Source organism: Pandoraea commovens (genome assembly GCF_902459615.1).
Taxonomy (GTDB): domain Bacteria; phylum Pseudomonadota; class Gammaproteobacteria; order Burkholderiales; family Burkholderiaceae; genus Pandoraea; species Pandoraea commovens.
This window is the reverse complement of the sequence record NZ_CABPSA010000004.1, coordinates 62,496-74,956: the sequence shown is the minus strand read 5'-3', so window position 1 is coordinate 74,956 and position 12,461 is coordinate 62,496. Positions and strand designations below refer to the sequence as shown.

11 protein-coding genes are annotated in these 12,461 nt (G+C 63.0%); 5 read left to right on the top strand and 6 right to left on the bottom strand.

The genetic code is table 11. The features are described from left to right. The first annotated feature begins 145 nt into the window (after nucleotides 1-145). Nucleotides 146-499 carry an IPT/TIG domain-containing protein gene (locus tag PCO31010_RS13170; RefSeq protein ID WP_150664686.1) on the top strand — a complete coding sequence of 118 codons (354 nt, stop codon included), beginning with the start codon at nucleotides 146-148 and terminating at the stop codon, nucleotides 497-499. A gap of 69 nt (nucleotides 500-568) precedes the next feature. Here the strand turns inward: PCO31010_RS13170 and glmS are convergent, their stop codons facing one another. Further along, nucleotides 569-2,398, bottom strand: coding sequence for a glutamine--fructose-6-phosphate transaminase (isomerizing) (gene glmS / locus PCO31010_RS13165; protein ID WP_150664685.1), 1,830 nt, complete (start codon nucleotides 2,396-2,398; stop codon nucleotides 569-571). A gap of 160 nt (nucleotides 2,399-2,558) precedes the next feature. On the opposite strand from glmS, the gene PCO31010_RS13160 reads away from it, so the two are divergent. From PCO31010_RS13160 to PCO31010_RS13145, 4 genes are all read left to right on the top strand, one after another. Further along, nucleotides 2,559-3,053: an Lrp/AsnC family transcriptional regulator gene (locus PCO31010_RS13160; protein ID WP_150664684.1), complete on the top strand. Its 495-nt coding sequence runs from the start codon at nucleotides 2,559-2,561 to the stop codon at nucleotides 3,051-3,053. A gap of 103 nt (nucleotides 3,054-3,156) precedes the next feature. After that, nucleotides 3,157-3,915, top strand: a complete 759-nt coding sequence (locus PCO31010_RS13155) for a DeoR/GlpR family DNA-binding transcription regulator (protein WP_150664683.1) — start codon at nucleotides 3,157-3,159, stop codon at nucleotides 3,913-3,915. A 60-nt stretch (nucleotides 3,916-3,975) separates the two neighbouring features. After that, the gene (locus tag PCO31010_RS13150) at nucleotides 3,976-4,935 is read left to right on the top strand and encodes a glycerophosphodiester phosphodiesterase family protein (RefSeq protein ID WP_150664682.1); all 960 of its coding nucleotides are present in this window, start codon (nucleotides 3,976-3,978) and stop codon (nucleotides 4,933-4,935) included. Nucleotides 4,936-5,155: 220 nt separating this feature from the next. Continuing rightward, nucleotides 5,156-6,391 (top strand): porin, encoded by a 1,236-nt coding sequence (locus PCO31010_RS13145; protein ID WP_150664681.1) that lies wholly within the window; start codon nucleotides 5,156-5,158, stop codon nucleotides 6,389-6,391. A gap of 65 nt (nucleotides 6,392-6,456) precedes the next feature. Here PCO31010_RS13145 and PCO31010_RS13140 read toward each other — a convergent pair whose 3' ends face one another. The 5 genes from PCO31010_RS13140 to mgtA all read right to left on the bottom strand — a co-directional run bounded on the left by PCO31010_RS13140 (nucleotide 6,457) and on the right by mgtA (nucleotide 12,407). After that, on the bottom strand, nucleotides 6,457-7,347 hold the full coding sequence (locus PCO31010_RS13140) for an AraC family transcriptional regulator (RefSeq protein WP_150664680.1): 891 nt from the start codon (nucleotides 7,345-7,347) through the stop codon (nucleotides 6,457-6,459). Nucleotides 7,348-7,496: 149 nt separating this feature from the next. After that, nucleotides 7,497-7,796, bottom strand: coding sequence for a DUF4148 domain-containing protein (locus tag PCO31010_RS13135; RefSeq protein ID WP_150664679.1), 300 nt, complete (start codon nucleotides 7,794-7,796; stop codon nucleotides 7,497-7,499). Nucleotides 7,797-8,060: 264 nt separating this feature from the next. After that, nucleotides 8,061-8,552 carry an Rrf2 family transcriptional regulator gene (locus tag PCO31010_RS13130; protein WP_150664678.1) on the bottom strand — a complete coding sequence of 164 codons (492 nt, stop codon included), beginning with the start codon at nucleotides 8,550-8,552 and terminating at the stop codon, nucleotides 8,061-8,063. 215 nt (nucleotides 8,553-8,767) lie between these two features. After that, nucleotides 8,768-9,502, bottom strand: coding sequence for a transporter (locus PCO31010_RS13125; protein ID WP_150664677.1), 735 nt, complete (start codon nucleotides 9,500-9,502; stop codon nucleotides 8,768-8,770). Between the two features lie 151 nt (nucleotides 9,503-9,653). Then, complete coding sequence (gene mgtA / locus PCO31010_RS13120; RefSeq protein WP_150664676.1) at nucleotides 9,654-12,407, bottom strand: magnesium-translocating P-type ATPase; 2,754 nt, start codon at nucleotides 12,405-12,407, stop codon at nucleotides 9,654-9,656. Nucleotides 12,408-12,461 lie beyond the last annotated feature (54 nt).

The window sequence follows — 12,461 nt, the reverse complement described above, 5'->3', positions numbered from 1 at the left end:
AGCGCCACTGTCAGGGTTGACAGGTGCGCAATTGGCCAGCGTCACCTAGATTGAAAGCGCCGCCAGCTTGTCGTCCGGCGGCAGGTCCGAAACGCTTACCGTCGTTTGGCGAGCGTCATTTGCACATCCCTGATCGAGAGACATTATGGCGACCATCACCAACCTCTCCAACACCCAGGTTGACCGCGCGGGCGGCACCCAGTTCGCCATCACTGGAACGGGATTTTCGAAAGCGGTACAGGTGTACTTCGTCGATTCCGCATCCAGGAAGATCCCTGCGAGCAGCTTCACCATCGTCAGCGACTCTCAGATTACAGGCGTGTTTCCGACATTCCCCACTTCGGGGAAGGCAATCGTCAATGTGACCGTCGGGGAGGATGCGACACCGGCCAAGGCAAGCGCGCCAACGAGCGTCCTCAGTCTGGCCGCTTCCGCAGGCACGCGTGAATTCGTGAATGAGCTTTTTGTCATCGATAGGAGTTCCAGCGCTCTGGCATAGCCGCACGTGGGTTCGCAATTGGGGGCTCGGCAACTGCTTGGTGAGGACCCGGCGCTACGCCCCACATGACTACTCCACCGTCACCGACTTTGCCAAATTTCGAGGCTTATCCACGTCTGTGCCACGCGCAACGGCGGCGTGATACGCGAGCAACTGCATCGGGATGGTGTGAAGAATCGGGGACAGCAGACCGTAATGTTCGGTCAGCCGAATCACTTCAATATCCGGCCCCGGCGATAACCCGCAATCGCTGTCCGCAAAAACGTACAGCTTGCCGTTGCGCGCGCTCACTTCGTGCATGTTCGATTTCAGCTTCTCCAGCAGACGGTCGTTCGGTGCAACCGCCACCACCGGCATCTCATCGCTCACCAGCGCCAGCGGCCCGTGCTTGAGCTCCCCCGCCGGATACGCTTCTGCGTGTATGTACGAGATCTCTTTCATCTTCAGCGCGCCTTCCATCGCCACCGGAAAGTGCAGGCCGCGTCCGAGGAAGAGAATGTCCTGACGCCGTGTCAGTTGCTCCGCCCACGCAATGATCTGCGGCTCCAGCGCGAGCACCTTGGCAATCGCATCCGGCAAGTGACGCAACGCTTTCAGATGCTGCTGCTCGTCCTCGTCCGACAATCGGTTGCGGCTCTGCGCCAGCGTCAGCGCCAGAATGAACAGCGACACCAGTTGCGTCGTGAATGCCTTGGTCGACGCCACACCGATCTCCACCCCTGCCCGTGTGAAAAACGTCAGCGCACACTCGCGCGCCAGTGCACTCGTCGCCACGTTGCAGATCGCCAGCGTGTGCAACATCCCGCGTTGCTTGGCGACGTGGACCGCGCCGAGCACGTCCGCCGTCTCCCCGCTCTGCGAGACCGCGACGACCAGCGTCTTCGGATTCGCCACGCTGTCGCGGTAGCGATACTCGCTCGCGATCTCCACATTCACCGGCACCTGCGCGAGACTCTCGATCCAGTACTTCGCCGTGAGCGCTGCGTGATAGCTGCCGCCGCAAGCGAGCAACAACACAGAGTCCACCGCGTTGAACACGCGCCACGCGTTATCGCCGAACAACTCCGGCATGATCGACGTGACGTCCAGCAGCGTGTCGGCGACGGCTCGCGGCTGCTCGAAGATTTCCTTCTGCATGTAATAGCGATACGGTCCGAGATCCGCCGCACCGCTGTGCGCTGCCACCCGGTTCACCGCACGCTCCACGCGCTGTCCCTGAGCGTCCACGACCCAATAGCGATGCAGTTGCACGTCCGCAACGTCGCCGTTCTCCAGATAGACGATGCGGTCGGTGACGTTGGCGAGCGCAATCGCGTCGGACGCGATGAAGTTCTCGCCGTCACCCACACCGAGAATCAAGGGCATGCCATCGCGCGCGCCGACGAGACGATGCGGCTCGTCGCGACAGATCACCGCAATCGCGTAGCTGCCGCGCAGTCGCGCCGCTGCCGACTTCACCGCCTCGAACAAGTCGCCGTCGTACAGATGGTCGATCAGATGCGCGATGACTTCGCTGTCCGTCTGGCTCGCGAAAACATAGCCTTGCGCCTCAAGCGCCGAGTGCAGTTCCTCGTGGTTCTCGATGATGCCGTTGTGCGAAAGCGCGATACGCGGAGTCTCGGCATTCGGCGAGAAGTGCGGATGTGCGTTGTCCGTGACCGGCTTGCCGTGCGTTGCCCAACGCGTGTGGGCAATACCGGTGTAACCCGTCAAGCCAAGACGTCCGACCTCCTCTTGAAGATTCGCCACGCGCTCGACACTGCGCGCACGCACCAGCTCACGCTCGCGATACAGCGCGACGCCGCACGAGTCGTACCCGCGATACTCCAAACGCTTCAGACCGTCGACCAGATTGGGAACGATGTCCCGCTGCGCGACCGCGCCGATGATTCCACACATAACGCTTCTCCGAAATGAGTCGTTGCCAGCCAGTGAAGCGATGGTAGAGTTGACGCATTGAAATTAATCATCAATTTTCTTATATTCATGAAATTTAAATTCACACAGCCATCATTGTGAAATAAAATTTCACACCATCGGATGCCTGCCCGGAAACCCCATGCCAAGCCTCACCCTCGACGATCTGGACTTACGAATCCTCGGCGCGCTGCAACTGGACGCATCGATCTCGAACCTCGAACTGTCGCGACGGGTGCACGCCTCAGCCCCGACCTGCTTGCGACGTGTGCGCGCGCTACGGGAGGCGGGTGTGATCGCCCGCCAGATCGCCATCGTCGACGCCGCGAAGCTCGGCCCGACACTGACAGCCGTCGTAGAAGTGAGCCTCGACCGGCAGACCGCCGAGGATTACGACACCTTCGAGACCTACATCTGCGACGAACCGTCCGTCACGCAGTGCTATCGCGTCTCGCCGGGGCCTGACTTCGTCGTCATCGCCGAAGTCCCCGACATGGCCGCCTATGACGAACTTGCACGACGGCTCTTCAAAAGCTCGGCCAACATTCGCAACGTGCGCACCTTCTTTTCCACGCGTCGCGCGAAGTTCGAAGCGAATGCCCCTGTCACGCCAGTTCATCCGAACACTTCTCGCTAAATGAAAATGTTCATTTGAACATTCGACATCGTCATTTGAATGTCACTCTCGGCTGTCAAAGTGGCGCCCATTCCAGAACGAATGTGCACATCACGACCGTCCGATGGACCTTTCAGACCGCCAGACCCGCATCGTCGCCCTCTTCCGCCAGCACGGCGAAATGAGTGTCGACGCCCTCGCCGAGCACTTCAGCGTTGCCACGCAGACGATTCGTCGCGACGTCAATGCACTGTGCGACGCGAATGTACTGCGCCGTTATCACGGCGGTGCGCGTCTGATGACGCCGGGCGCCAACCAGCCCTATGAAGTGCGGCGGGTCCGCAACCTCGAAGGCAAACTGCGCATCGGTCACGCTGCGGCTGAACGCATTCCGGACGGTGCAACCGTTCTGCTCGGCATCGGCACCACGCCGGAACAGGTGGCCGTGGCACTCGTGCATCGCAAACGTCTGTGCGTCATCACGAACAATCTGCGTGCAGCACTGGTGCTCGCGAGCAACCCGGAACATCGCGTCATCGTCCCCGGCGGCGAACTGCGCTCGCCCAACCCCGAGATTCTGGGCGACGAAGCCGACCGACTGTTTCGCGCTTACCGTGCCGACGTGGGCGTGTACAGCGTGGGCGGCATCGACGACGACGGCACGCTCCTCGATTACGACCGCGTTGAAGCGGCCTCACGCGAAGCGCTGCGCGACGCCAGCCGCTACCGCATTCTTGTTGCGGATGCCTACAAGTTCACCCGCAAGCCCAGCGTGCGCGGCGGGCAACTCGACGAGCAAGATCTCGTCATTACCGACGCCCCACTGCCTGCCTCGCTGAACAATCGCATTCGCGGGGACTCGCCCGAAATTCTCGTTGTTTGATCAGACCGCTTCGAACGCTCCGACACTCATCGCTCACGCCCACGACAGAGACCGCACATCATGTCATCCGCTTCGTTTCGCGCTTCCACCGTCCGCCTCGCAGCCATTAGCGTGGCCGCCTTCGCCTGCGTCTTCGGAACGCTTGCGTCGTCTGCCGCCAGCGCCGCCCCGTTGATCGTTGCGCATCGCGGCGGCACGGGCGACACCCCCGAAAACACCGTGCAAGCCTTCACCAACGCGCTGCAAAACGGCGCCCAGGCGCTGTGGATGACGGTGCAGGTCACGCGTGACGGTGTGCCCGTGATGTACCGTCCAGCCGATGTCTCGGCACTGACCGACGGTCGTGGCAAGCTCGCCGATCTCGACTATGCCGACGTGAAGAAGCTGAACGCCGGTTACGCCTTCTCCCGCAAGGACGCCAACGGCCAGACCGTCCACCCCTTCCGCGACCACCCGTTGCCGATCCCCACGCTGCGCGAAGCGCTGGCCGCCGTGCCCGCCAACGTGCCCGTGCTGCTCGACATGAAGCAAACGCCTGCCGCGCCGCTGGTCGAGGCCGTCATCAAGGTGCTCGACGACACGAACGCCTGGTCGCGCGTGCGCCTCTACTCGACGGAAGCAGAGGCGACGGACCGCATGCGCGCCCGTCGTCCGCAAGCACAACTCTTCGAATCGCGCGACGCCACACGCAACCGTCTGGTGGCCGCCGCCCTCGCGGGCCAGTGCGCCGCGCCGCCCGCCCCGGGCACGTGGGCGGGCATCGAATTCCATCGCCAGGTAGAGGTGGTGGAGCGCTTCACGCTCGGCGAAGGCGTGTCGAAGATCGTCGCGAACTGGTGGACACCGGCCGCCGTGCAGTGCTTCAAGTCGCGCGGCGACGTGCACCTCGTCGCCTTCGGCGTCGAAACGCCGCAGGACTTCGAAGCCGCGTCGCAACTGGGCTTCGACGCCGTGATGACGGACTCTCCGGCGCGTTTGCGCGCCGCGCTGGCGAATCAGGGGAAAGACGCCGCGAAGTAATACGCGCACTAACGACAGAGCAACGTAACCACGTAGCGCCCGGGACGCGCGTCGATAACAGACGCACCCCCCGACTTCCCGCCGATCCTTCGTCTCAGACATTCGGGAAGTCGAGTTTCATATTTTTAGGATTCCTAATTTCTCATGTGACGCGAAATCCCGGGAAACGACACCGGGACGCGCATCACCCTTTAGCCTCACCTCGCTCAGGAAACACGCCATGAAGGTTTTCGTCCACTCGCCTCTCGCCCGTGCCGTTGCACTGGTCATCGGCTGCGGCGCCGCTACGCTCGCGCACGCCCAGTCCAACATCACGCTTTACGGCATTGTCGACGGCGGCGTCGGCTACGCCAGCAACGTCGCCAGCGTGACCCGCGCAGGTGCGGCGGGCCGCCCGGCCACCATGACCGGCGCGTCGAACTACGCGTTCCAGAGCGGAACGTGGCAAGGCAGCCGCTGGGGCATGCAGGGCACGGAAGATCTCGGCGGTGGCCTGAAGGCGTTGTTCCGCCTCGAGAACGGCTTCAACCTCGGCAACGGCACGGCCAGTCAGGGGGGCGCAGAGTTCGGCCGTCATGCGTATGTCGGCTTGCAGGACAAAACGTACGGCACCGTTACGCTCGGCCGTCAGTACGACCCGCTGATCGATCTCGTCGGCTCCGTCGGTGGCACCGCGCTGCTCTCGGGCGTTGCCGCACACCCGGGCGACGTCGACAATCTCGACCACAGCTCGCGCGTGAACAACAGCGTCAAGTATCGCTCGCCGACGTGGGGCGGCTTCACGTTCGGGGCAATGTACGGCTTCGGCGGGCAGCCGGGCACGATGGGACGTCAGAACACCTGGGGCCTCGCCGGACAGTACGCGAACGGCCCGCTCACGTGGGGCGTCGGCTTCTCGCACGCCAACAACGACAAGGCGAGCGCCACGGACACGACCATCGGTAGCTGGGCGGGTTCATCCGAGTCGGCATTCGCCTCGTCGATCAACGCCGGTTACGCCAGCGCCAAGGCACGCGACGTGATCGCCACATCGATGACCTACCAGATCGGCGACGCGACGCTGGGCGCGAATTACAGCCACACCGAATACTCGGCGGGCACGTACTCGCGCTTCACGCGCACGGCGAAGTTCGACACGGTCGGCGTGCTGGGGATGTATCGCTTCACGAACGCCTTCCGTCTGGGTGGCGGCTATAGCTTCACGAAGGTGAACGCCCCAGCGGCAAACGTCTCAGGTGCGAAGTACCACCAATTCAACCTGGCGGCGTTTTACAACCTGTCGAAACGTACGGAGTTGTATGCGCTGGCGGGCTACCAGAAGGCCTCGGGCAGCACGCTCGACGCTTTCGGTAACGTGATCGACGCGACGGCTTCGGTCGGTGACGCCGCGAACGGCATGTCGTCCGCCACCAACTCGCAGACGGTGGTGCGATTGGGCGTCAGCCACGTGTTCTAAAACAGGGGCGCAATACGAACAACGGCCCTCACGGGCCGTTGCTGCGCATGCCGTATGGCATCGGACTACGCTGCCTGCGCAGGCAGCGCCGGGACAATCTCTACGCGCGGACGCGGCAACGTCGTGACCGCGTGCATCTGCGCCCGCAGCCAGTCGCGCGGACTGCTGCCGGTCTTGCGACGGAAAGCGCGCGCGAGCGCCGACGCGCTGTCGTACCCGACCTCCTCCGCCACGCGAGCGATCGGCTGACCGTCGCGCAGACGCTTTTGTGCCAGCCCGATGCGCCAGTCCAGCAGATAGTCCGCAGGCGACTGGCCAACCACTTCGCGAAACTGCGCGGCGAAATTCGCGCGCGACATGTTGGCAGTGCTCGCCAGCGACTCGACCGTCCACGCTTCGCCGGGTTGATTGTGGATGACGTTCAGTGCGCGCGCGAGACGCGGATCACCCAGCCCGGCCAGCATGCCGAAGCTCACCAGACGATGCTCAAGCACGTGGCGCAGCAACTGAATCACGAGCAACTCGAACAGGCGGTCCATGACGGCCAGACGTCCGCAGCTCTGCCCGAACGCTTCCGCGAACAGCCAGTTCAGTGTGAGTTCGAGCGTGGAGAGCGATTTCGTCGGCAGAACGAGAAACTCGGGCAATGCGGCGACCAGCGGATTGTTGTGGCCGCCGTCGAACGATAACGACCCGCACACCAGTTCTGTGCGGTCCGCTTCGCCCGAGAGCAATTGATGATGATTACGGCGCGGGAAGAAAATCAGCGACGGTTCGGCGATCTGTTGCCGCACACCATCTTCCGTCACCAGTGCAACTTCGCCCGAGCGCAGCAAGTGCAGGTGACCGCCATCGTGGGCGTCGACACCATAGCTGGCGATACCGCACATGCCGCCGCTATGAAACACACCGGCGCGAACGCCGAAATTCGAAATCAGGGTGGAGAGCCGGTCCATGGCGCACTCGTCGAAAAAACCCGGTGCGCCGATTATGGAGGATTTACGCAACCCTTGCTTGGACCGCCCTTCGCCCCGCTTCTTACCACTCTCCTTGCCCTTGCCATGCCTGGGCAGAAGCTCAACTAACGCATTCACCCGACACGCGCTCAGGCGCGGTTATCGGCGGCAGCAGCCACCGGCGTGGCCGTCCCGATTTCCGAACGCACTTCAGCGCGCGAGCGGCCAACCGATGCACCTTGTTGCAGCAGCGACGGATACGTTTGCAGCGATTGATCCAACTGGCCCGATGCACGTGCTACACGCAATTCTTCAAGCACTTGCGCGCGGCTCACACCTTGCGACGCGACGGATTGACCAGCGTCGGCCGTTTGCGTCTCGGCGAAAGCCGAAGCGGAAGCCAGCGATGCAGTGGCGATAAGAGCGGCGGCGAAAATACGAGCGTTCATGATCAAACTCCTTTCGTTCGGCAGCGTGTGCCGTGTGTCGTTTTCCCTTGTGCGTCCATCCGTTTCACCGGAAGAACGCTAGCGGGCATGACTAGAGATTACGAAAGGACAGCGCGGCTTGCACGGCAGGACGTCTGCAAGATGCGACCATTCGTCCAGTTCTGACGAACGTGATTGGCGCGCGCTATGACGTCGATAGCGAACGCTGATCGGATGGCCGAAAAAGGGGAGATTGCGGCGGTTTTTCGAGCGCCCGACGCCCGCTTACGCCCCGGCGGTGCGCCGCTTCACTTTGATGTCGGCGACCGGGATCACGGCAGCCGCCGCATCCCCAAGAAGACGACGCAACACATTGGGCTGGTTGACGAGATCGGCCAGCGTGTAGCGGTCGAGCACCGCGAAATACGAGCGCAGCGCCTCGCCCAGCACGCCGCGCAGATGGCACGCCGACGTGATGACGCAAGCGTTGTCTCCCTGATGGAAGCACTCCACCATCGCGAAATCGGGTTCCATCGCACGCACGACTTCCCCTAGTCCGATGCGCTCCGGCGCGCGACCCAGACGAATCCCGCCCGAGCGTCCGCGCACGGTATGCAGAAAGCCCAGCTGGCCGAGCTTCTGCACGATCTTCACAAGGTGATTCTTGGGAATGTCGAAGGCGTCCGCCACGGACTGCACATGCACAAGCTCGTCGGGATGAACCGCGACGTAGATCAGGGTGCGCAGACTGTAATCGGTATGGTCGGTAAGTCGCATCGACGGCGGACGTAGGCGAAAAGCGGATTGGAAGCGGGAACGAATCAGGCGGCGCACGGCGCGCCGCCTCTGATGATTTTGCGAGTCAGTTTAACATGGCCCCGGCATGCATCTTATGTCCCGTGCATGCCGTACGCCCCCGATTTTTTGCAGAACGCTCGAGCGCGTACGGCGCGAGAATTTTCTTTTCGCGATAAGGACTTACCATCAAACGCTTACCAGCGCATCGTCAGCCCGCCCATCCACGAATAGTCGTAGGTTTGCGGGTTCAGACCGCGCCGATAGCCGACGTCAAGATCCATCCACGATGTCGGGCTGTAGATGGCCCCGAGAATCATGAAAGCCGGGTTCGTCTTCTGCGCAAAATCGGGGTTTTGCGACGTGCCCACGTCCAGAATCAGTTGCGTCGACGGCAACACGCGATACAACACCGCTGCCGACGCCTTCCACACCCCCTGCCGCTGCCCCTGACGGTTCGCCTGATAGGCGCCGCCGGCGTTGGCCAGGAAGGTCCAGTCGTCGATCTGATACTGCGCGAGCAGCGTCGCTCCGGCATTGACCCGGCCCGTCCCCAGCCCGCGCTGATCGTTGCCGGACGGAAAGGTCAGGTACGGCTTGAGGCCGATGCTGAACGCGCCGTCGTCGTACATGCGCCACTTGGCGCCCGTCTCCACGTCGCCAACGCCGCTGCCTGCGCTCTCGGAGCGGTTCTGGATATTCGTGTAAGGCACATTGACGTACAGATCGAGCGCTTCGCCGAAACCGCGCGTAAGCGTGCTGTTCCAAAGCGTCTGACGGCCGATGTCCTCCTGCTTCGACGTGACTTCGCCGTTCGTCTCGAACTGCCAGTTGCCGTCACCCTGCGTGCCCGTGTCGTCGGAGGTCAACGGGTGTGCTGCGAACGCGCTGAGCGGGCAGAACAGCGCGAGATACATCAGTTGCTTCTTCATGAGTCGTTCTCTTTTTTCGTGTGCCGTCCCGGGCCGCACGCCAACGCACGCGCCAGGACGAAAGTGTGTGGGGGCAGTGCCCCCGCCCCAGCGGGGCGGGTGGCATTGCAACTGCAATGTGTGAGGCGAGCTTTCAGACTTCGCTCATGAATCAGAACCAGCGGCCGAAGCGGCGGATATAGACCGTCTTCACCATTTGCGCCAGCGCGATGTACCCAAGCATCGTTGCCACGAGCCAGTAGAAGTACGAGAACGGCAGGCTGACGAAGCCGAGCGCCCCGGCGAACGGCGAGTACGGCAGCCAGCAAGCGATCGCGATGGCGACGGACGTCGAGAGCATGATCGGCAGCGCCGGCGTGCTTTGCAGGAACGGAATCTTCTGCGTGCGCAGCAAGTGCACGACCAGCGTCTGCGAGACGAGCCCTTCGATGAACCAGCCTGAATTCATGATGACCTGACCGGCGTCGCCGCCATGAGCGTGATACAGCGCACCCGCACCGAAGACCGTCCACATCAGCGCATAGGTCGTGATGTCGAACACCGAAGAGGTCGGCCCGATCCACAGCATGAAGCGGCGGATGTTGCTGGCGTCCCACTTGCGCGGCTTCTTCAGGAACTCCGGATCCATGCGGTCCCACGGCAGGAACATCTGCGAGATGTCGTAGATCAGGTTCTGGATGAGCAACTGCATCGCCAGCATCGGCTCCCACGGCAGAAACGCGCTCGCCACCAGCACGGAGAACACGTTGCCGAAGTTCGAGCTGGCCGTCATGTTCAAGTACTTGAGGATGTTGCCGAACGTCTCGCGCCCCTTGATCACGCCCGCTTCGAGCACCATCAGGCTCTTTTCAAGCAGGATGATGTCGGCAGTCTCCTTGGCGATATCCGCACCGGTGTCCACCGAGATGCCCACGTCGGCATCGCGCAGCGCAGGAGCGTCGTTGATGCCGTCGCCGAGGAAGCCCACCGTGTGGCCGTTGGCCTGCAACGCCTTGACCACACGCGCCTTGTGCAGCGGGGCGAGCTTGGCGAACACGGTCGTGCGGCCCACGACTTCGCGCAGCGTGGCGTCGTCCATCGGCTCGATGTCGGCGCCGAGCAGCGGCGTGCCCGGTTCCAGTCCGACCTGACGGCACACCTTGATCGTGACGATAGGGTTGTCGCCCGTGAGCACCTTGACCGTCACGCCATGCTCGCGCAGTGCGGCAATCGCCGGGGCGGCGGAATCCTTGGGCGGATCGAGGAAGGTGAGGAAGCCGCACACCGTCAGCTCACGTTCGTCGGACGTCTTGTACTGCGTCTTCGCCTCGCCCGCCGGAATGTCGCGGGTGGCCACGACCAGCACGCGGAAGCCGTCCTCGTTGTAAGCCTCGGCGCGCGCAATCAGCATGGCGCGAGCCGTGTTGTCGAGCGCACGCACACCCTGCGGGGTCTTCACGTGCGTGGCGACGGACAGCATTTCTTCGACGGCACCCTTCGTGATCATCTGATGCTCACCGCGATCGTTCGCGACCACGACGGACAGGCGGCGACGCACGAAATCGAACGGCAGTTCATCGATCTTGGCAAACGCGCGCGGCTGCACCGACTCGCCGATCTCATTGGCGCGACGGATAATCGCCACGTCGATCAGATTGCGCTGGCCGCTCTGGTGATAGCTGTTGAGCCAGCCCAGACGCAGCACGTCTTCCTGCTCGTCGCCCGCCACATCCAGATGCTGTTCGAGAATGATGCGGTCCTGCGTGAGCGTGCCGGTCTTGTCGGTGCACAGCACGTCCATCGCACCGAAGTTCTGCACCGAGTTCAGGCGCTTGACCACCACCTTGCGGCGCGACATCGCCAATGCGCCGCGTGCGAGGTTGGCGCTCACGATCATCGGCAGCATTTCAGGCGTCAGCCCCACAGCCACAGCCAGCGCAAACGTCAAAGCGCTGACCCAGTCGCCCTTGGTGAGGCCGTTGATCATGAAGACGATCGGCACCATCACCAGCATGAAGCGGATCAGCAGCCAGCTCACGCTGTTCACGCCACGGTCGAAGCTCGTCTCCACGCGCTTGTGGCTGACGACATTCTTTGCCAGCGCGCCGAAATACGTGTCGCCACCGGTCGCGACGACCACGCCCACGGCCGTGCCGCTCACGACGTTCGTCCCCATGAAGCAGACGTTGGACAGATCGAGCAGGTTCGCATTGCCCTCGCCCGCTGCGATGGACGCCGATTTCTGTGCGACAGCACCCAGCGTGTCGTACTTCTCGACGGGCAGCGCCTCGCCGGTGAGCACCGCCTGACTGATGAACAGGTCGCGCGATTCGATCAGACGCAGATCGGCCGGGATCATGTCCCCTGCCTGAAGCGTCACGATGTCGCCCACGACCAACTCGCGCATGGCGACCTCGTGACGCTCAGACTTGCCCGACGCCGACAAACGGCGGCGCACGCTGGCGGTGGTGCGCACCATCGCCTTGAGCTTTTCGGCCGCCTGAAGCGACCGGAACTCGGAGAAGAAGCGCAGCAGGCCGCTGATCGTCACCATCGTCGACAGGATGATGATGCCCTTGTAATCCTGATCGCCCGGATCGGCGAAGTAGACGTCGGTAAAGAAGCTGATCGTGACGAGCGCGAGCAACACGAAGACAAACGGATTGTTGAAGGCACTGACGAGCTGGCGCGTCCAGTGCGGCGGCTTGTCGTGGGCGATCTCGTTGGGCCCGTAGCGCGTCTGGCGCTGGCCGACGTCGGCCAGCGGCAGGCCGCTGACATCGGTGCCGAGCGTGTGCAGGACCTGGTGCAGCGGTTCGGTCGCGAGACGTGCGACGACTTCGGGGCCCGAGAGCGGCAGGTCGGACGCTGTGGCGTTGTCGACGAAGCCGCGCTGCTTATGGCGGGAGCGGTGGTTATTTGTCATGACGATTTCCTGGCGCAACTGACGCTTGCCCTGATGGGCGAGGCGGCCGGCCGG